This is a genomic window from Paraburkholderia haematera, from assembly GCF_905220975.1.
In the GTDB taxonomy this organism is placed as follows: domain Bacteria; phylum Pseudomonadota; class Gammaproteobacteria; order Burkholderiales; family Burkholderiaceae; genus Paraburkholderia; species Paraburkholderia haematera.
On record NZ_CAJNBK010000023.1, the window covers coordinates 19,061 to 38,708 of the forward strand.

At 61.6% G+C, this 19,648-nt stretch carries 16 protein-coding genes; 9 read left to right on the forward strand and 7 right to left on the reverse strand.

Going from position 1 to position 19,648, the window contains the following annotated elements; translation table 11 throughout:
• Positions 1 to 21 precede the first annotated feature (21 nt).
• The 3 genes from KHO23_RS27855 to KHO23_RS35220 all read left to right on the forward strand — a co-directional run bounded on the left by KHO23_RS27855 (position 22) and on the right by KHO23_RS35220 (position 1,800).
• The gene (locus tag KHO23_RS27855) at positions 22 to 669 is read left to right on the forward strand and encodes a MotA/TolQ/ExbB proton channel family protein (protein ID WP_211615176.1); all 648 of its coding nucleotides are present in this window, start codon (positions 22 to 24) and stop codon (positions 667 to 669) included.
• Positions 666 to 1,064, forward strand: a complete 399-nt coding sequence (locus tag KHO23_RS27860; RefSeq protein ID WP_211615179.1) for an ExbD/TolR family protein — start codon at positions 666 to 668, stop codon at positions 1,062 to 1,064. The genes KHO23_RS27855 and KHO23_RS27860 overlap by 4 nt, the downstream gene beginning before the upstream one ends.
• 388 nt (positions 1,065 to 1,452) lie before the next feature.
• Positions 1,453 to 1,800 carry an energy transducer TonB gene (locus KHO23_RS35220; protein ID WP_236067020.1) on the forward strand — a complete coding sequence of 116 codons (348 nt, stop codon included), beginning with the start codon at positions 1,453 to 1,455 and terminating at the stop codon, positions 1,798 to 1,800.
• Positions 1,801 to 1,875: 75 nt separating this feature from the next.
• On the opposite strand, the gene KHO23_RS27870 is transcribed toward KHO23_RS35220, so the two are convergent.
• The 5 genes from KHO23_RS27870 to KHO23_RS27890 all read right to left on the reverse strand — a co-directional run bounded on the left by KHO23_RS27870 (position 1,876) and on the right by KHO23_RS27890 (position 8,398).
• Entirely contained in the window at positions 1,876 to 2,727 is an 852-nt protein-coding gene (locus tag KHO23_RS27870; protein ID WP_169489617.1) for a carbohydrate ABC transporter permease, read from the reverse strand.
• Between the two features lie 10 nt (positions 2,728 to 2,737).
• A complete protein-coding gene (locus tag KHO23_RS27875; protein WP_211615181.1) occupies positions 2,738 to 3,736 on the reverse strand; it encodes a carbohydrate ABC transporter permease in 999 nt (332 codons plus the stop codon).
• Between the two features lie 155 nt (positions 3,737 to 3,891).
• Positions 3,892 to 5,151 (reverse strand): ABC transporter substrate-binding protein, encoded by a 1,260-nt coding sequence (locus KHO23_RS27880; RefSeq protein WP_211615183.1) that lies wholly within the window; start codon positions 5,149 to 5,151, stop codon positions 3,892 to 3,894.
• A gap of 74 nt (positions 5,152 to 5,225) precedes the next feature.
• Positions 5,226 to 7,229 (reverse strand): beta-galactosidase, encoded by a 2,004-nt coding sequence (locus KHO23_RS27885; protein WP_211615185.1) that lies wholly within the window; start codon positions 7,227 to 7,229, stop codon positions 5,226 to 5,228.
• Between the two features lie 11 nt (positions 7,230 to 7,240).
• Entirely contained in the window at positions 7,241 to 8,398 is a 1,158-nt protein-coding gene (locus KHO23_RS27890) for an ABC transporter ATP-binding protein (protein WP_211615187.1), read from the reverse strand.
• A gap of 192 nt (positions 8,399 to 8,590) precedes the next feature.
• Here KHO23_RS27890 and KHO23_RS27895 point away from each other — a divergent pair, with 192 nt between their 5' ends.
• The 6 genes from KHO23_RS27895 (at position 8,591) to KHO23_RS27920 (ending at position 15,275) form a co-directional block, all read left to right on the forward strand.
• The gene (locus KHO23_RS27895) at positions 8,591 to 9,625 is read left to right on the forward strand and encodes a LacI family DNA-binding transcriptional regulator (protein ID WP_211615189.1); all 1,035 of its coding nucleotides are present in this window, start codon (positions 8,591 to 8,593) and stop codon (positions 9,623 to 9,625) included.
• 261 nt (positions 9,626 to 9,886) lie between these two features.
• Positions 9,887 to 10,651, forward strand: coding sequence for a flagellar brake protein (locus tag KHO23_RS27900; RefSeq protein WP_211615191.1), 765 nt, complete (start codon positions 9,887 to 9,889; stop codon positions 10,649 to 10,651).
• A gap of 470 nt (positions 10,652 to 11,121) precedes the next feature.
• The gene (locus KHO23_RS27905; RefSeq protein WP_211615193.1) at positions 11,122 to 12,126 is read left to right on the forward strand and encodes a sugar ABC transporter substrate-binding protein; all 1,005 of its coding nucleotides are present in this window, start codon (positions 11,122 to 11,124) and stop codon (positions 12,124 to 12,126) included.
• An 87-nt stretch (positions 12,127 to 12,213) separates the two neighbouring features.
• Positions 12,214 to 13,200, forward strand: coding sequence for an ABC transporter permease (locus KHO23_RS27910; RefSeq protein WP_211615195.1), 987 nt, complete (start codon positions 12,214 to 12,216; stop codon positions 13,198 to 13,200).
• 20 nt (positions 13,201 to 13,220) lie between these two features.
• Positions 13,221 to 14,018: an ATP-binding cassette domain-containing protein gene (locus KHO23_RS27915; RefSeq protein WP_211615197.1), complete on the forward strand. Its 798-nt coding sequence runs from the start codon at positions 13,221 to 13,223 to the stop codon at positions 14,016 to 14,018.
• Positions 14,019 to 14,048: 30 nt separating this feature from the next.
• Positions 14,049 to 15,275 (forward strand): ROK family transcriptional regulator, encoded by a 1,227-nt coding sequence (locus KHO23_RS27920; protein WP_211615199.1) that lies wholly within the window; start codon positions 14,049 to 14,051, stop codon positions 15,273 to 15,275.
• Positions 15,276 to 15,285: 10 nt separating this feature from the next.
• Here the strand turns inward: KHO23_RS27920 and KHO23_RS27925 are convergent, their stop codons facing one another.
• Positions 15,286 to 18,366: a transglycosylase domain-containing protein gene (locus tag KHO23_RS27925; protein ID WP_211615201.1), complete on the reverse strand. Its 3,081-nt coding sequence runs from the start codon at positions 18,364 to 18,366 to the stop codon at positions 15,286 to 15,288.
• Positions 18,367 to 18,561: 195 nt separating this feature from the next.
• The gene (locus tag KHO23_RS27930; protein WP_211615203.1) at positions 18,562 to 19,542 is read right to left on the reverse strand and encodes a LysR family transcriptional regulator; all 981 of its coding nucleotides are present in this window, start codon (positions 19,540 to 19,542) and stop codon (positions 18,562 to 18,564) included.
• Between the last annotated feature and the right edge of the window lie 106 nt (positions 19,543 to 19,648).

Genomic DNA, 19,648 nt, shown 5'->3' on the forward strand with positions numbered 1-19,648 from the left:
CAGGCTACGAAGAGGTCAGTCATGCAAGATTGGACCAGCGTTCTGGCGGCGGTACGCGTAGGCGGATGGGTTATCTATCCGTTGACGATATTAGCCATTCTGGCGGTCGCCATCGCCTTTGAGCGGGCCTACGTGTTTCTGCGCTTTGGCCAGATGCCGGGCACACTGCCGGACACGCACGAAATCGCCGCGCCCGGATCGGCCCTTGATTGGGCCGGCAGGTTAAAAGATGCCTCCAGTCAGAACGCATTCCGACGTATGAGCGCACCGTGGACACCTGATCCTTCTGTGCCGCTGTGGCTGCGCGAGGCAAAGGCGCAATCGGTTGCCTCGCAAATCGAACGCGACATGAGCAAGGGTTTCTGGGTGCTGGAAACCATCGTGACGGCAGCGCCACTACTGGGTCTGCTCGGCACTATCGTCGGCATGATGCATTCGTTTCAGCTATTCGGCGGCGACGGCCTCGTCGACCCGGGTGGCGTGACCGGCGGCGTGGCACAGTCGTTGGTGGCAACCGCGATCGGCCTGGTGGTCGCCTTGTTCGCACTCTTTGCGTTCAACTATTTCTCCCGCCGGCTCGAACGGCTCATGGATGAACTCGAGTCGTTCGCGAATGCGCGGCTCAGCGAGATCCGTCTTGCCACGTCACCTGCGGGAGCGCAGCCGTGAAGCTCAAGCGCTCGCGCGCGGCGAAGCGCGGTCGCATCGAAATCATTCCGATGATCGATGTGATGTTCTTTCTGCTGGCGACCTTCATGCTCGCATCGCTTGCGATGCAGCGGCTCGACGCCGTTAAAATCCGGCTCCCGGCTGGTCGCGCGCAACAGATAGCGGGCCATGAACCGTTGACGATCTCGGTGGACGGCAGCAACGCGATATTCGTGAACCATCAATCTGTTCATCTCGATCAGATCGAGCCGACGGTGAAACGCCTGCTCCAGCCGAACGGCAATGTTGTCATCGCCGCCGACGACGACGCGGGCCACGGCGTGGTCGTTCAGGCGATGCTGGCCGCGCGCCGCGCGGGCGCCGAGCGGTTTCTGATCGCGGTGCATCGTGAATAAGCGGATGCGCTTCACGGCTGCGGTGGACGATTCTCCGAGAATACGGATCGCGCTAGCGGTGCTGGTCGCGCTATTTGTATGGGTTGGTTTCCTGTTTCAGTTGGGGCGCTGGTTGGGTACGACAACGTCTGCACATGTCCCTGAAAAGCCACTCGAGATGCGGATGGTGGAACTCGATCCTCCTAAGGCTCCGGCTACGCGCACTATGCACGCTCCAACTGCACCGGCAAAACCACAACGGCCCGCGGATCCAGGCCCTCATGTTCCAACGCAATCACGCACGACACCACCTGTGCAACCTGTGCAACCTGTGCCATCGAAGCCAGATGTGCGATCGGTGCAAAGCGTAGCGCCGGCTCTGTCAACGCCTGCGACACAAGAACCGAAGGTGGCGGACGAGTCATCCACGCACGCCGCTGCACCTTCTGAAGAAAGCGCAAACGCCGCTCCGTTTGCCAGGTCTTCCGGCGATGCCGCGGCGCACTCCATTTCCCAACCGCTGCCAGAACTCCCCGACGATTTGCGCGAGCAGGCATATCAAACCGTCGCGACGGCCCGTTTCGCCATTCACGTCGACGGCTCGGCCGACGTCGAACTCATCAAGCCGACGTCCAACCCGCGGCTCAACCAGATCCTTATTGAAGCGCTCCGCAGATGGCGCTTTTTTCCCGCGATGCAGGCCGGTCATCCGATCGAGAGCCGGCAGGACATTCGTGTGCATTTCAATGTGAGCTAATGAGAGTGACCCGATCCGCCGTCTGCATCCGGACATCAGCCTCAATCGGGCGAACGTGTTTCCATAGCGCTCACCTCACCCCTTCGTCGCCCCAAACGTCAACCCGGCCACGAAATGCTTCTGCATCGCGAAGAACATTGCGACCGAAGGCAAGGCCGCGAGAATCGACCCCGCGGACACAAGGTTCCACGCCGTCGTCCACTGCCCCTTCAACGCCGCGACCCCGACGGTAATCGGTGCGGCGTCGTCGCCTTGCGTCAGACACAGCGCCCAGAAATAGTCGTTCCACACGAACGTGAACACAAGAATCGCCAACGCTGCCAGCGCAGGACGGATCAATGGCAACACGATCCTGAAAAACACGGTCCATTCGTTCGCGCCTTCGATCCGCGCCGCCTCAACCAGTTCAAATGGCAACTGCTTGATGAAATTCCGCAGAAACAGCGCGCAGAATCCGGTCTGAAACGACACATGGAACAGAATCAGCGCGCTCACCGTATTGAACAATCCGAGCTGCAACGACAGATCACGCACCGGAATCATCAACACTTGCACCGGGACAAAATTGCCCGCAACGAACGTCGCGAACAGCGTCGAATTTCCACGAAACCGGTAGATGGCCAGCGCGAATCCCGCCATTGCCGCAAGCGCAATCGAGCCCACCACAGCGGGCACCGTAATCAGCACGCTGTTCCAGAAGTAATGCAGCATCGGCGAAGTCGTCAACGCCTCACGATAATTGTCGAACATCGCGAAGTGCTTCGGCCAGCCCCAATAGTTGCCCTCGCTCAGTTCCTCCGTCGAACGCACCGAGGTCACGAGCACCGCGATCATCGGCAGCAGCCAGATCAGCAGCGCGAGCGGCAACGTCAATTTGTACACACGGCGCGTCGCCGGCTTCCATTTGTCGATCGGGATCGGAAACATGCCCGGCTCCTTATTGCTCGGTGCGCAGCATGCGGCGCAGGTGATAGACGATGTACACCAGCATGATTCCGAACAGCACGACGGCCACCGCCGCGGAATAGCCGATGCGGTAATACTTGATCGCCTGGTCGTACATGTAATACGCGAGCACGGTCGAACTTTCGAATGGTCCGCCGCTCGTCATCACCGAAATCAGATCGAAGCTGCGCAGCGCGCCGATCACCGTGACGACGATCGCCATGAACGTGGTCGGCCGCAGTTGCGGCAGGATGACGTGCCACAGCATCGACCAGCCTCGCGCGCCTTCCATCCGCGCGGCTTCGATCTGTTCGGCGTTCAGCGAGGTCAGGCCGGTCAGGTAGAGAATCATGCAATACGCGGTTTGTGGCCACAGCGCGGCGAACACGATCCCGAGGGTGGCGTATCGAGGATCACCGAGTACCGGCACGCCGTGCCCGAGCATCATGGCGAGCAAACCGAAGGTGGGGTCGTAGAACCACGAGAAGATCAGGCCAACCACAACACCCGATAAAACAAATGGCGCGAAGAACAGCGATTTGACGATGCGGATGCCAGCCACCGCCTGATTCAGATAGAGCGCGACGGCGAGCCCCATCGGCGGCGCAAGCAGGAACAGCAGCAACCAGATGAGGTTGTTCTTCAACGCCGTGTAGAACGTCGGCGTATGGAAAAGCTCGACATAGTTTGCGAGGCCGACAAAAGCGGGGTCGGTCATCCCGTCCCAGTTGAAAAAGCTCAGGCGGATGGTCGAGATGATCGGCCATACGACGTAAATCGCCACCATCACGCAGGCCGGCGCGAGAAACAGAAAGGCGGCTCGGCGCTGCCGGCGCGCGGTCGGCGATGGTGGGCGGCGGCGCGCCACGCGAGCCGGCCCGCCGCGCATTGCGCCGCCCGAAGCCGGTATGCCCGACCCTGGCAAGCCAGGACTGCCGGATTCGGCAGGACCGCCGACAGTGTGACGGGTGACAGAGTGCGACACGATCATTCTCCTGTCGACCAGAGTTAGCGCTTTAGCTGTCGACCGGAGTTCGCACTTCAGTGCGTTACTCCGGTCCCATGCAAAGCACTTACTCTGGTCCCATGCAAGATAATTGCGGATCCGATGCAACGCGTAGCGGCCCAACCTCGGGCCGCTACCGCTCATTTCTTATAGATCCGCTTGCGCGTCTGCTCGAGTTGCGCGAGCACGTCGTCGAGCTTCGAAGGATCGGAGACGAATTGCTGCATCCCCTTCATGCCTTCGTCGGCCATTTCCTTCGTCATGTCGCGATCGTAGAACTGCGCAATGCCGCCCTTCGTATTCGCGAGAATCTGGAAGCCGATCTTCGAGATCGGATCCTCAGGCTCAGGCGACTTGCTGTTCGCCGACAGCGAGCCGAGCCCGGCCGCCAGCTTCGCGCCATTTTCCGGTGTCTGCACGAACGCGAGGAAAGCATGGGCATCCGCCTTGTTCTTCGCCTTTGACGGAATATGCAGCGATTCGACCGGGCCGTCTTCGGCGGTCGGCACGTTCGCGTCGATGATCGGGAACTGGAAGTAGCCCATTTCCGGCTTGACGTTCGGCGGGAAACCTCCAGTGATGAAGGTGCCCATCAGCATCATCGCGGCCTTGCCCTGGAACAGGAACGGCTGCACGGCATCCAGATCGTAGGAAAGCGAATTGTCGATGAAATAGCCCGCATCGATCAGTTGTTTCCACGTCGTGTAGACCTTCTTCACGCGCGGATCGGTGTACGCGATATCGCCCGCCATCAGTTTCTGATGGAATGCGTTGCCGTTCAGGCGCAGGTCGAGATAATCGAACCAGCCGGCCAACGTCCACGAATCACGGCCTGCTACTGCGATCGGCGTAATGCCTGCCGCTTTCAGCTTCTTGCAGTCGTCGAGAAACTGGTCCCACGTTTTCGGTTCGCCGGTAATGCCGGCCTTCTGGAACAGATCCTTGCGATAGAACATGCCCCACGAGTAATACACGGTCGGTGCGGCGTACTGCTTGCCCTTATACGACGACGCTTCCTTCGTCGACGCATACATGTCGTTCCAGCCGTTCTTCGCCCAGTCGCCGCTCAGATCGTCGAACAGGCCGCGCTGCGCGTAATACGCCATGCGTTCGCCGTCATGCCAGTTGACGATATCGGGCGCGACGGTGGAGAGCCAACCGGGCAACTGGACCTTGTACGCTTCTTCGTCGACGAAAGACACCTTCACGTCGGTGCCGGGATGCGTTTTCTTGAAGTCGTCGATGATCGACTGCCAGACGGCGCGTTGACTCGCGCCCTTGAACGCGATGTTGACCGCGAGGGTGCCGGCCTGCGCCGTGCTGACGACGGATGTCCCTGCGGCCGCCGCGGCCAGCGCTAGCGTTAACGCCAGCAGAATCCTGCGAGGTTTCAGTGCCATGTTGCTGTCTCCTTTATCCCTTGATTTTGCGTCGTTGTCGTTACTGCATGGAATCTCTCGTTCAGCACTTCAGATCATTTTCTCGATCGATAGACGGCCACACCTTGCGGTTCGATCGCGCGTGAACCGATTACAAAGGCATCGTCGGCGACATCGCAAAGCGTGTGCGTCTGATCGCCGTAGTTGAACACGTAGGTCAGCGCACCACGACGGCTGACTCGCACGCTGTCGCCGAGCGGCATCGTGTCGACGCCCGCTTCCGCGGCGATTCGCGAGAACAGACGGACGGTAAACGCATCGTCGAACAGGCTCGCGAGGTAATGAAACGCGCCGCTTTTCACGTACGCGGGATGGCCGTCAGCGAAACGGGCTCGCACGTCGAGACGAGCGTCCGTGGCATCGCTGTCGCCGTTTCCTTCAATGAAATCGCGCCAGTGACGCGCGACGCCGTCTTCGACGGTCGCGTCCTTGTCGTCCACCGGCAGCACGCGTTCGGTCACATTCGGCCGCATCGATTCAACGCGCCACACACGCATCGGCAGCACCGAAGCAAGCGCACCCGGAGGCAAGTTCGCCGGAATCTGTACATCCTGAGTCTTCGATCCGGTGCGCGGACCGACAACGACTTGCGCGCCCGAGCTTGCAAGCCGCGCGGCGAAATCGGCAGGCACGACCGGCAACGGTGGCACGACGATCAGACGATAACCGTCGAGTGGCGCATCGACCGGCACGATATCGACATCCAATCCAAGCGCACGCAACGCTGAGTAGTACTCGAATGCGAAGCGCGGATAGTGAAAGTCCGCCCCCTGCGGATGAATCTCGAAGAGCCATTTCGCTTCGTAGTCGTAGACGAGCGCGACCTTCGAACGAATTGCGGCTTCGGCGTCGGCGTTCGCGGCGAGCACCGCGCGAATCTCGTCGGCGACCTGCGCGGCTTCATTGCCGCCAACATCGAGCCGGTTATCGGGCGTATTCAGGCCCGCGTGCATCTGCTCCTGCGCGAACGGCGCCTGGCGCCAGCGGAAATACGACACACAACCCGCTCCATGCGCGAACGCCTCCCAACTCCACAGCCGCACCATGCCGGACAGCGGCGCGGGATTCCACTGCGCCCAGTTCACCGGACCGGGCTGCTGCTCCATCACCCAGAACGGCAGCTTCGACATGCCACGGTAGACGTCATGATTGAACGACGCAAAGTCGGGATGCCCGCTGCGCAACCAGCGCGCCTTCACCTCAGGCGCAAACCACTGCTCTTCGAGCGCGCCGAGCGGATAGCTGTCCCACGCCGCGACATCGAGATCGGCCGCCACCTTGTAGTGATCGAACTCGGTGAAGAGCTGCATGAAGTTGTGCGCGACCGGTCGCCCCGGCGAATGCGCGCGGATGATTTCGACCTGCATGCGGTTGTAGCGTGCCACCTCGTCGGAGGCGAAGCGCCGGTAATCGAGCCGGTGCGACGGATGCGCCTCGGTAACGGTCGCCACCGGCGCGTCGATCTCTTCGAAGCTGCGATATTCCATGCTCCAGAACACCGTGCCCCACGCACGGTTCAGTGCATCGATGGTTTGATAGCGCGCCTTGAGCCACTCCCGAAAGCGCCCTACTGCCGCCGGTGAATAGCTGACCACCGTGTGATGACAACCGAATTCGTTATCGGTTTGCCAGTACGCGACGGCCGGATGCTGGCCGTAACGCTCGGCAACCGCCGTGCAGATCCGCTGCGATGCGGCGAAATACGAGGGCGATGAAAAATCGTAATGACGGCGTGAGCCGAAGGCGCGCGGACGGCCGTCCGCGCCAATCGGCAGAATGTCTGGATGACGGTCGATCAGCCACTTGGGTGGCGTTGCCGTCGGCGTACACATGACGACCTGAAGGCCGGCCGCGCCGAGTACGTCGATCGCGCGATCCAGCCAGCCCCAGGCATATTCGCCCGGCGTTGGCTCGATCCGGCTCCACGCAAATTCGGCGATTCGCACCTGCTCGATGCCGAGTGCTTTCATCCGGCGAGCGTCGTCTTCCCACATCGACTCCGGCCAGTGTTCCGGGTAATAACAGACTCCAAGGCGCATCCGAATGTCCTCTATGCGTAGTGTTCGACGGATTCGAGCGAAGCGGCGGCGAAACCGTCTTCGGTAAACAAATGGCAAGCGCGGCCAGGCACGCGCAAATTCGCGCGGTCGCCGGAAGCGAGGCGTGTGTCGCCCGGCGCCTTGGCGATCAGCGCGCCGCCGCCGGGCTGATCGAGGTGAACATAGCTGTGCTCGCCGAGTTGTTCGACGAGCGACACGGTGCGGTTTAATACGGCATCCTGTGCATTTTCAGAATTTGCCGCACCGATAAATTCCATGTGTTCCGGGCGCACGCCGAGCGTGACGGGTTGCGACACCTTGAGCCCATCGCCGCTGACGGGCACACACACGTTTTCATCGGTGTGATCGAGCGTCACGATCACGCCGTGCGAATCGATCGACGCCACCCGCCCCGGCAAAAAATTCATGCGCGGCGAACCGATGAAACCGGCGACGAAGCGGCTCCTCGGACGGTGATACAACTCGAGCGGCGCGCCGATCTGCGCAATGCTGCCGTAGCGCTCGGTATCCTTGCCCGCGTGCAGCAACACGATCTTGTCGGCGAGCGTCATCGCTTCGATCTGGTCGTGCGTGACGTACACGACGCTGGCTTTGGCGAACTGCTTATGCAGTCGCGCGATTTCGATGCGGGTCTGGCCGCGCAGCGTCGCGTCGAGATTGGAAAGGGGTTCGTCGAACAGAAACACGCCGGGCTCGCGCACGATGGCACGGCCGATCGCCACGCGCTGCCGCTGGCCGCCGGACAGTGCCTTCGGCCGGCGCTCGAGCAACGCCTCCAGTTGCAGGATGCGCGCGGCTTCCCGCACCTTGCGGTCGATTTCTTCTTTCGGGGTTTTAGCGAGCTTGAGACCGAATGCCATGTTCTCGAACACGGTCATATGCGGAAACAGCGCATAGCTCTGGAACACCATCGCCACACCGCGCTGCGCCGCCGGCACGTCGTTGACGAGACGGCCGGCGATCGACAGGTCGCCGTCGGTCACGTCTTCGAGGCCGGCGATCATCCGCAGCAAGGTGGATTTGCCGCAGCCGGACGGACCGAGAAACACACAGAACTCGTTCTCGCCGATCTCCAGATCGACATCGCGGATCACCAGCGCGCCGTCGCCATACGCCTTCTGCACGCCTCTCAACGAAATGCTCGCCATCGCATCGACTCCGTGATTTAATCGGCTCGACGTCGGAGATTAAGCGCTTAACCAGTAAGGCCGAAAAAAATCGATCGCGTGCGATCGCTGGGCCTTGCCTGTCTCCGATATCGTTTTATCTGTGCGGCAAATGGTGCCGCGCCTTGGGCTGCGATGCAAATGTCGAACAGCCATCCCAAATATTGACAAGCCATGCCCACACTCAGCGAAGTTGCGCGTCACGCCGGTGTCACCCCTGCCACGGTATCGAACGTGCTGCGCAATCGCGGGCGGGTCGGCGCGACCACCCGGCAGCGCGTGCTGGATGCCGTCGACGCGCTCGGCTACCGTCCGCATCTCGCCGCTCGCGCACTTGCCGAAGGCCGCGCACCGACGCTGGCGTTGATGGTGTCGAGCATTGCCAATCCCTTCTATCCGGAGTTCGCGCTTGCCGTCGAACACGCGGCGCGCGGCAGCGGCCATTTCGTGATCATCTGCAATACTAACGAAGATCCTTTGACCGGGCGGGCCTATCTCGACCAGATCGCGGGGACGCTTTCCGAGGGCGTCCTCGTGACGAATGCAAACCTCGATTTTACGGACCTTCATACGACCGAATCGCGCGGCACGCCCGTGGTGCTGTGCATGTGGGAACGGCCCAATGAGCCGCCGGGGCTACCCTGCGTTGCGGTCGATTTTCGTCTGGCCGGCGAATTGGCCGGCGCCCATCTGCTGGCGCTCGGCCATCGGCGGATCGGCGCGATTGTCGGCAGCAAGGCCTCCGGTATTCATGCGACCCGCTATGAGGGGTTTGTCGATGCGTTACGTGCGGCCGGAACGCCGAAAGGCCGGGTCAAGCACGCGCCCGATACGATACAAGGCGGCTACAGCGCGGCGCGCGCACTGCTGGAAGCCAACCCGAAACTCACCGCGATCTTCGCGACCAACGATCTGCCGGCGCTCGGCGCGATGCACGCCGCTGCCGATCTCGGTTTGAACGTGCCGGGCGATCTGTCCGTGATCGGCATTACCGATATTCAACTGGCGCGCGAATCGCGGCCCGCGCTGACGACCGTCGCCGTACCGACCGTCGAAGTCGCCGGCCTCGCGGTATCGCTGTTGCGCGAACTGATCGAGTCGTCGTATGGACAAGCGGGTCGCCCGCCTGCGGCAAGCGTGCCGATGCGAATTTCCTCGGCGCCGAAACTGGTTGTGCGTGCCTCGACTGGCGCGCCTCGTCCGGGGTGATGTGGCCGTAACAGCGTCGAGGACGTTACGTAGCGAACCCTGGGTACGGCCCCCCCCTCTCCCGGGCCACCGCCCGCAAACGCCAGCAAACGCCCGTATCAAGCGGTTCCACTGAAAAAACACCGCTTCGCTCAGTCTATCCATGCAGTTGGCACGGTCCCTGCAATCAAACAGGGAAAGGCAGAGCGCCGGCATGACCCACATGCCGCTTGCGCTCCCCCAACCGGCCGGGCCAAGGCCATAACACGCATGGATACTCAAATGATCGCCGATCTTCTGCTGGACACCGATGCCGCCGAACAGGCCACCGACGCAGACTCGACTTTCGCGCAGCGCCATCCCCTGCAAATCGCCGTTTGCCTGCGCAAACTGATGGCTGGACAGGACTTCGTGACGGTGGAATTCAACGGCCGCCAGATCGTGACGCAAGTGCTCGACGTCGATTCGCGCAATGCGCGCTTTATCTTCGACGCCGGCAGTACGGCGGACGACAATTACGCGCTTCCATCCGCGCGCCGGTTGATCTTCCGCAGCTTGCCAGGCGGCATTCACACGGAGTTCACGACGCTTGACGCGAATCCGATCACATTTGAAGGGCGCCCGGCTTTCGAGGCATCTTTCCCTCCGGTCCTGTACTACGTTCAACGCCGCGAATTCTTCCGGGTACAAACGCCCGTGCTCGATCCGTACCTCGCTAGCGGGCCGTATGTGGACGGCGGTTCGTTCCGCCTGGAACTGCAGGATCTCTCATTGGGCGGCGTGGCGTTGAAAACCGCCGATGAGCGCTTCGGCTCGCTTGATAGCGGCACCGTACTGCGCGACGTTATGCTGCAACTCGGCAGCTTCGGCACGCTTCGGCTCGATCTGGAAATCGTCGCCCCACGGCAATTGACCACTCCGAAGGGCGACCGGCGCTTCGTAATCGGCTGCAAGTTCGTGCAGACGCCGGGGCCGGCTGAGCGCACCTTGCAACGAGTCGTCACCCACCTCGAAACCAGGCGTCAAGCACTCGCGCCGCGCAGGTAGGCAGCTTCAGGCACGCTCATTGTGAGTCTCGCCGCATCGATCGGGTTTGCGGCCGTCGCCGTGAGAGTCGTCACGTTCAGCCGCCACTGAAAACCTTCGCGACGACAGCCCATACCGTCGCGAAAAACCACTTACTGATTTCAATTCGCTTTCAAGCGAGCCAGGACTTTCCCCAAGCTCCGGCGCTCGATCTTGCATCGCACCACGCCCGCAAAGCCCCACCCCGTAAGGGCCACAGCCTTATCTTTCGCTTCGGCACGCTAATTTACTCCGCGATCGTTTTCTTGACGGGCGTCCGCGCGCCTGCTGTACTAAATCAACTCAAGTGATTTAAGCGGCCAACTTCGGACCGCACCGCAATCGCTTCGGGTTCCAGAGCCAGATTGCAAACAGGTGGCAAGCGCGCGGCATTCGCGTGCGCCATCGCCAGCAGTTCACAACGTCGTTGCCAATAACCGGAGGAGCGTCCCATGAATCAGAATTCCCGCAGGCATCCTGTCGCCAGGAAAATCGTCTCGATGTGCGTCGCGGCATCGGCGGTGTGGTGTGCGAGCGCGAGCCAGGCGGCCGACCAGCCTGTCGTCGGCCTCATCACCAAGACGGACACCAATCCGTTCTTCGTGAAGATGAAACAGGGCGCCGAAGCGGCTGCCTCGAAAGACGGCGCCAGGCTGATCACCGCCGCGGGCAAGTTCGATGGCGACAACGCGAGCCAGGTGACCGCCATTGAAAACATGATGACCGCCGGCGCGAAAGCGATTCTGATTACGCCTAGCGATACCAAAGCGATTGTGCCGAGCATCAAGAAGGCGCGCGCCGCCGGTGTGATGGTGGTCGCGCTCGACACGCCGACCGATCCGCAAGATGCCACGGACGCCCTCTTCGCCACCGACAACTTCAAGGCCGGCGTGCTGATCGGCAAGTACGCGAAAGCCGCCATGAACGGCAAGCCCGCGAAAATCGCCACGCTCGACCTAGCTCCTGGCGTATCGGTCGGCGTGCTGCGCCATAACGGCTTCCTGGAAGGCTTCGGCGTGAAGGAAGGCGATCCGTCTATCGTCTGCAGCCAGGACACCCGCGGCGATCAGTCGAAGGGCCAGACGGCGATGGAAAACTGCCTGCAGAAATCGCCGGATATCAACGTGGTCTACACGATCAACGAACCGGCCGCCGCTGGCGCGTATCGCGCGCTCAAAGCGGCTGGCAAGGATAAGAGCGTGATGATCGTTTCCATCGACGGCGGCTGCGAAGGCGTACGCAACGTGAAGGCCGGCGCGATTGCCGCGACCTCGCAGCAATACCCGTTGAAGATGGCCGCGCTCGGCGTGACGGCAGGCGTCGACTACGCGAAGACCGGCAAGAAGGTCTCCGGCTATCAGGATACGGGCGTGACGCTGGTTACCGACAAGCCGATGTCCGGCGTCGATAGCAAGGACACGAAGTTCGGCCTCGACAACTGCTGGGGCAACAAGTAACGCGCACTGAACGGAGGCCCGCTCCGCCGGGCCTCCGTACTTACCACGTGGCCAGCCCGCCACGTACATGCATCGAGGACACCTATCATGTCGACCCCTTCCGCGCCCGTGGGCCATTCGCGCCCCTTCACCGACCGCTTGCCCTCGCTCGCTGAAATCGGACCGCTGATCGCCCTTCTGCTGGCCTGCGGCTTCTTCATTTCACAGAGCGACCGGTTCCTGTCGTTCCAGAACCTCTCGTTGATCCTGCAGCAGACGATGGTGGTCGCCGTCATCGCCATCGGCCAGACGCTGATCGTGCTGACAGGCGGGATCGATCTGTCGTGCGGAATGGTGATGGCGTTCGGCTCGATCATCATGACCAAATTCGCGGTCACGCTCGGCGTGCCACCCGTTCTCGCGATTCTGTGCGGCGTCGCCGCGAGTACGCTGTTCGGCGCGCTCAATGGCGTGCTGATCACCCGGATCAAGTTGCCGGCCTTTATCGTCACGCTCGGTACGCTGAACATCGCGTTCGCGCTCACGCAGATCTACTCGAACGCGGAGAGCGTCTCGAATCTGCCGGACGCAATCATGTTTCTCGGCAATACGTTCAAACTCGGCCCCGCCGACGTCACCTACGGCACGGTGCTCACACTGCTGATGTACGTGGCGACATGGTTCGTCTTGCGCGACACGGTACCCGGCCGGCATCTGTATGCGCTCGGCAATAACCCCGAAGCCGCGCGGCTAATGGGGCTCTCGTCGCAGAAGATCTTGCTCACTGTGTATTCGCTGGCCGGTGCGATCTACGGGATCGCCGCGCTGTTGTCGGTGTCGCGCACCGGTGTGGGCGATCCGCAGGCAGGGCAAACCGAGAACCTCGACAGCATTACCGCGGTGGTGTTGGGCGGCACGAGTCTGTTTGGCGGGCGTGGTTCGATTACCGGAACACTGCTCGGCGCGCTGATTGTCGGCGTGTTTCGCAATGGCCTCACGCTGATTGGCGTCTCTTCGGTCTACCAGGTATTGATCACCGGCATGCTCGTGATTCTCGCGGTTGCCGCGGACAAACTTTCCCATCGTCGCGGTTGAACGCCCAAAAGGAACCTGTCATGTCGACACCTACTTCCGCTTCAACCGTCATGCCCGTTCTGCAGGCGCGCGGACTCGTCAAACGCTATGGCAACGTCACCGCGCTCGACGGCTGCGATTTCGAAGTGCTGCCCGGCGAGATTCTCGCCGTGATCGGCGATAACGGCGCGGGCAAGTCGTCGTTGATCAAGGCGCTTTCTGGCGCCACCGTGCCCGATGAAGGCGAAATCCTGCTCGACGGCAAGCCGGTCAAATTCCGCAGCCCTTTGGATGCACGCGCTCAAGGTATCGAAACCGTCTACCAGGAACTCGCGGTGGCGCCCGCCATGAGCATTGCCGAAAACCTGTTTCTCGCCCGTGAGCTCGTCAAACCGGGCTGGCGCGGCTCGATCTTCAAGATGATCGACAAGCGCCGCATGCTCGACGAAGCCACCGCGCATATGAAGGATCTGCAAATCGGCATCCGTTCGATGCGCCAGGCGGTCGAAACCTTATCCGGCGGCCAGCGTCAAGGCGTGGCGGTCGCGCGCAGCGCCGCGTTCGCGCGGCATGTGGTGATTCTCGACGAACCCACGGCGGCGCTCGGCGTGAAGGAAGGCAACATGGTGCTCGAACTGATCCGCCGCGTGCGCGAGCGCGGCCTGCCGGTGATCCTGATCAGCCACAACATGCCGCACGTGTTCGAAGTTGCAGACCGCATTCATATCCAGCGGCTCGGCCGGCGCGCGGCAGTCGTCAACACCAAAGACATCCACATGTCGGAGGCCGTGGCAATCATGACGGGAGCGAAGACAGCGGACGTCAAGGCCATTGCATGATGATTGCATCCCGCTGAGGGGCACACGACAATGGAAACTACCGGCGCCCGTTCGCCCCTTAAACGTACGGTCGGCTCCAATCAGGTCGGCATGCGGCAGTTCAACGAGCGCATCGTCCTGCAGACGATCCGTTTGCATGGGCCGCTGCCGAAAGCCGAGGTGGGCCGTCTCACGCGTCTGTCGATGCAGACGGTGTCGATGATCGTCGACCGTCTGATCGACGACGGCCTGCTCGAGAAGCAGGCGCGCGTGCGCGGCCGCATCGGTCAACCGTCTGTGCCGATCGCGTTGCGTGCCGACGGCGCGTACACCATCGGCATCAAGGTGGGGCGCCGCAGTCTCGACGTGCTGGCGATGGATTTCGCGGGCCACGTCGTGTGCCGCGATGTATTCGACTATGCCTATCCCGATCCGCGCACGCTATTCCCCGCGCTCGAAAGCAAACTGGCGCGCGTGAATCAGACACTCGGCGCGAAGGCGAGCAAAGTGGTTGGCGTGGGCGTGGCGGCGCCGTTGTGGCTCGGCGGCTGGCGCGACTTCCTGGGCGCGCCGCAGGAAGCGCTGGAGGCGTGGCACGAGATCGACTTGCGCAGCCGCATCGCGACGATGACAGGCTTGCCCGTCGAATTCGCCAAGGACACCACCGCCGCCTGCGCGGCCGAACTCGTCATGGGCCAGGGCCGCGGGATTCACAACTTTCTGTACCTGTTCGTCGGGACATTTATCGGCGGCGGTCTGGTGATCGACGGACGCTTGCATGCCGGACCGCACGACAACGCCGGCGCAGTCGGCTCGATCCCGCTGAAGGACGGCAGCGCCCGCAAACCCGCGCAGCAACTGTTGCACGCAGCATCGGGTTTCGTTCTGGAACGGCTGTTGAGCGATGCGGGAACGCCGCCTGCCGCGGCGCACGACCATCGCGCGTTGTCCCCGGAACTGTGGCGGCTGACCGAGCAATGGCTCGACACCGCGTGCCCGGCGATCGCCAGTGCGTTGACCAATGCGGCGGCCTTGCTCGACCTGGAAGCGGTGGTGATCGACGGTGAACTCGACCGGCAACTGGTCCGCGAAATCATCCGCCGGACCGAGCGCGTGCTCGACCGCTTTGAATGGGAAGGCATGGTGCGTCCGCAACTACTGGAAGGCACCATTGGCGCCGATGCGCGGGCAATGGGTGGGGCGATTCTGCCGTTGTACGCGCATTTCGCGCCCGTGCACGAGCTTTTTCTTAAACCGGCGACGGACGCGGGATACTAGACGTCGGCATTTATTGCGCGGCCACCTTCGATACGGAAGCGGTTTTGGCAGGCGGATTTTCCAGCAACGGTTGCAACACCGGCGCAAGCGTTTTCAGCAACTGCACCGAGAGCGCACTCGTGAACTCGTAATGGGCTGCATACGGCTCATGCACCCAGGCGGTCAGCGTGCCGTAGAAGCGGTCTCCCATCACAAACACGAACGTTGCACTGCGGTTCACCTTGCGCGACTCGATCAGGCGCGCGCCTTTGGCCCACACATTGAAGCGCTGATCGCCGGTGCCGGTCTTGCCGTAGATCTCGAGTGTTTGACCGTCCGGGAACGTCATGCCTTGTGCGAGACGCTTGGCCGTGCCGCCCAGTACCACGTCACGCAACAACATTCTGACCACCCCGGCGATCTCCGGCGACAACTGCTGCTGCGGTGCCACCGCCGCACGCTGGAAGTGCGTTTCGTACGGCGTGTTTTTCGCGAAGTCGAGTTGCGTGAGGCTTTCTGTCGGCACCTTGTTGCCGTCGTTGGCAATCACACCGATCAGTTGCGCGAGTGCAGCCGGTCGGTCGCCGGACGCGCCAATCGCCGCCGCATACGACGGCGTGAGCGTCGCGAATGGATAGCCGAGCGCCTGCCACGATTTGCCGATCGCATCGTATGCGCGCAATTCGACCATCCGTTTGATGCGGCGATCCTGGGTGGCGTGATAGCGGGTCTTGAAGAGCCACGAATAAGTCGACAGACGCACTTCGCGGCTCGCATTTTGCATCTGATCGAGCGTTGCATCGGGATGGGCGCGCAGATAGTCGAGGGTCCACAGCTCCAGCGGATGCACGCTCGAAATGTAGCCGCGATCGTTCAGATTGAAGCGGTCGATCGCATATTTGTCATACAGATTCGCCAGATCCTCATCGTCCAGGATAGAGGCGGCCGGCGTGTTCTTCAACGCGGCACGCATCTTCGCGTTGAACCACGCATTCGATTCGTCCGGCGCGACACTGCGCAACACGGTCGCCACCTTAGGCGGCGATTTGCGCACGCCGAGCAGCAGCAAGGCCAGTTGCTGCTCAGGCGTTTTACCGTGGTACTTCGTATAGAAACGATTCATATACACACGGCTTTCCTGATCGGCGAAACGCGTGAGATACATCTTGCGAATCGCCGGATCGCCCAACCATTGCGACGACGATCCGGTGGTCTGCACCATCTCATAGTGGACGATGTCGCGCATTAACCGCACGAATACCAGGTTCACCGAATGCTGGAATGCGCGGTGCACGGTGAGAATGCGGCTGTTGTCGTCGGAGTCGAAGTTGTTGAAGCTCTGCGCGCCGCCGCCCGTGTAAAACGTCTCGCCCGGACTCGCCGAGTATTTGCGTTCCACGGACGCATCGAGCATGGCTTGCAGCGAGCGGTCCGAGGTATGCGCCAGATAGTCGAGCGCCCAGCGCGTAAGCTGATCGTTCGGATCGGGCTTCACGGCTTTGAGCTCCGCTGTACTCAGCGGGGCATAACGCGCATGCAGGTCGGAGATGATCTGCAAATACGTCACGACCGTACGCATTTTCGCGGTCGAACCGAGATTGAGCCGCGCGCCGGAGTTGATATCGAATGGCTGGTTGACGCTATCGGTTTGCACCCGCACAAGGTTCGCGCCGTCACGCCGTTCGAACAGCGTGAAGCTATAGGCGATTCGCGACGGATCGTCGGCGGGGCGCAGCATTTCATAGCCAACGATCCCGGCGGCTTTGGCGCCGTCTTTCGTCGCTGCGGCGGCGAGGCGTTCACTCACGGCCTGCTGCACGGCGTTGTTGAGCGTGCCTGTCGCCTGCAGGTCGAGCCGGTCGAGTTCGTAGAAACTCGGAATGCCGAGCGCCGCCAGCAGATGCGAGCGCATTGACGTCACGGCCTTGCGCGATACGAACGAGTCCGCGTTCTGCGTATTGTTCGATGCGTGGTGCAGATCCACTTGTGCGGACAACGCGGCATCACGCAGCCCAATCGTGATGACACCGCCATTCGCCAATAACCGTAAATAGCTATCCGTCAAACGTTCGAGTTCGGCATAGCCGTGATGCAGAAAATACGACGGCGCGCGCTGCGCGATCATCAGCGAAAGTACCTGGCGAAACGCGACGCCCTGCCCGGCAAGATTCTCTTCTGTCGAGGGCGCGTTGAGAATGCGGTTGACGTCGTTGAAATCGCGGCCATACCAGGCGGCCAGACCGTCGCCGATCCCGTTGATTTCGCCGATGCCCGGCTGCGCGGCAAGCGGCACCGAGTTGAGATAGTGAACAACGATCTGCTGGCGCGCGGGCATGGTCTGCGGACCATTCAGATAGGCGCGCACCGAGGCCGATGCGATTTGCCGCAATTTCTCCGGCGGCGTTGCCGTGCGCCCACCCGCCGAGTGACGGAACTTCTCGATCTGCGTAGCGAGCGTGCTGCCGCCCGGCGTCGACTGATGTTTGTTGAACACGCGCGCCCCCTGATCGACTAGCGCGCGGCTAAAGCGCCCCCAGTCGATCGCCGGATTGCGGTTCGGCTGATCCGGATCGAGCAGATAGCGGTCTTCGATAAACAGCAGCGAATTGGCGACAAGCGGCGGGATTGAATCGAAGCTGTCATAAACGCGGCCCGGATACTGTGCACCAAAGAGCGGCGTACCCGTACCGTCGAAAAGTTGTAGTCCCGCCTGATCTTTTTCGGCGTAGGGAATGAATAGACCGTTATCGGCCAGCCACAGCATTCGTTCGGAATCGCGCGCCTGGGCGCTGATTTCAAACCCGCGTTGGAGCAATCGCTGCTGGAACGAAGGCAGCAACGCGTAGCCGAGGCGGCTGTCGTAGGGGCCTTTGTCTGTTTGAGGAAACCGGATGGAATGACTTGGACCGTCGTCGACGGCAAAACCCACGTCGCGCGTGAGTTCGGAGAGATAGCGCGCCTGCAGTCGAGACGTTTCGATCTCGACCTGAATAAAGCGGGCCGCCAAAGCCAGCGCAAGCAGAAATGCCGCAGCCAGGCCCCATTTGAGCCACTTCCTGACGGGCGCCGTGCCTGTCGCGCGAAGCGGTAACCGAACCAGTGGCCGATTCATGGTTGCTCTCCCCGAGCGTGCGCCCTGCTCTTGATTCTGGCGCACCTTCAATCAAGTGTAGCTCGGAAAGGGAGGGTGCAATCGGTTCGGATTTACCCGAGAGTGTCGCCGTCGCAACACCCCATCGCAAGACATGGCGGAGTGCCGATTGGCGTGAGATATTGAACGTCTTTCGTGAGTCGAAAAACCGCTGCTTCAGGCGGTTTTTTGCTTTCGCGCCCCCTGATTCTCCAACTGCATCTCCAGCCTCTCCTTGCTTCCACGCAATAACCCGATGAATTGCTCGGCCGCCGGCGGCAGCACGCCGCCCTTGCGCGTCACAATACCGAAAGTTTGCGACGGCGATTTCAGTTTGACCGGCACGAAACGCAACATTTTCTGCCGCACGAACAAGGTTGCGATGGCGGTCGGTAAGAGTGACACAAGATCGGCACTGCTTTGCAGTAACGCAACTGTCACGAAGGTGGAGGCGGTCGAGATCGGGTTGTCCGGCATGTCGAGCCCCGCCAGATCCATCTCCCGTTCGAGCAACGCGTGCAATGGCATATGCGACGGATACATCACCCAGCGGTGGCCAACCAGGTCGTGCAGTTTCACTTCCTTCCTGAGCAATGGCGGATGTCCATACCCCACCACCACGGATAAGGGCTCGTCCCCAAGCGGACGATAGTGATATTTCGAGGGATCGGCGGCGACCGCCGCCCGGCCGATCACCAGATCGAGCCGGCCTTCGTCGAGTTGCAGCAACATGCGCGCGCTCGTGTCTTCCACCACTTCGATCGACAGGCCCGGCTGCCCGGCATGCAGTTCGTTCAGCGCCGGCACCACGCACTCGGGAATCGCGCCCATGATCGCCCCGATCGCCAGACGCCCGCCGCGCCCCGAGCGAATCTCAGCCACGTCCTCGCACAACGCGGCAAGGTCCGTTGCCAGGAGCCGCGCGTAGCGGATCACGCAGTGGCCGAACTGGTTCGGAATCATGCCGCTCTTCGAGCGCTCGAAGAGCGGCGCCTCGAACATCGACTCCAGCTCCTGTAACGCTTTGCTGGCAGCCGATTGCGTCATCGACATCGCGCCGGCTGCCTTGTGCAGCGACGTGTGGTCGTCGAGCGCGATCAGCAATTGCAGTTGCTTCATGCGCAATCTCGACAGCAGGACGTTCAGGGTGTCTTTCATGGCGTACCGTGCATCCACGAGGTGAGTCGTAAAAGCGATCACAAGATGGAAACTATTCAATATACCCGCCACGCACGCCGCCGTATAGTCAACGGCGGAGACATCC

Coding starts and splice junctions, on each gene's coding strand:
- KHO23_RS27910 (WP_211615195.1), top strand. CDS start 12,214: ATGTCGACCCCTTCCGCGCCCGTGGGCCATTCGCGCCCCTTCACCGAC.
- KHO23_RS27915 (WP_211615197.1), top strand. CDS start 13,221: ATGTCGACACCTACTTCCGCTTCAACCGTCATGCCCGTTCTGCAGGCG.
- KHO23_RS27895 (WP_211615189.1), top strand. CDS start 8,591: ATGCCCACACTCAGCGAAGTTGCGCGTCACGCCGGTGTCACCCCTGCC.
- KHO23_RS27880 (WP_211615183.1), bottom strand. CDS start 5,151: ATGGCACTGAAACCTCGCAGGATTCTGCTGGCGTTAACGCTAGCGCTG.
- KHO23_RS27855 (WP_211615176.1), top strand. CDS start 22: ATGCAAGATTGGACCAGCGTTCTGGCGGCGGTACGCGTAGGCGGATGG.
- KHO23_RS27885 (WP_211615185.1), bottom strand. CDS start 7,229: ATGCGCCTTGGAGTCTGTTATTACCCGGAACACTGGCCGGAGTCGATG.
- KHO23_RS27905 (WP_211615193.1), top strand. CDS start 11,122: ATGAATCAGAATTCCCGCAGGCATCCTGTCGCCAGGAAAATCGTCTCG.
- KHO23_RS27925 (WP_211615201.1), bottom strand. CDS start 18,366: ATGAATCGGCCACTGGTTCGGTTACCGCTTCGCGCGACAGGCACGGCG.
- KHO23_RS27870 (WP_169489617.1), bottom strand. CDS start 2,727: ATGTTTCCGATCCCGATCGACAAATGGAAGCCGGCGACGCGCCGTGTG.
- KHO23_RS27920 (WP_211615199.1), top strand. CDS start 14,049: ATGGAAACTACCGGCGCCCGTTCGCCCCTTAAACGTACGGTCGGCTCC.
- KHO23_RS27890 (WP_211615187.1), bottom strand. CDS start 8,398: ATGGCGAGCATTTCGTTGAGAGGCGTGCAGAAGGCGTATGGCGACGGC.
- KHO23_RS27900 (WP_211615191.1), top strand. CDS start 9,887: ATGATCGCCGATCTTCTGCTGGACACCGATGCCGCCGAACAGGCCACC.
- KHO23_RS27930 (WP_211615203.1), bottom strand. CDS start 19,542: ATGAAAGACACCCTGAACGTCCTGCTGTCGAGATTGCGCATGAAGCAA.
- KHO23_RS27875 (WP_211615181.1), bottom strand. CDS start 3,736: ATGATCGTGTCGCACTCTGTCACCCGTCACACTGTCGGCGGTCCTGCC.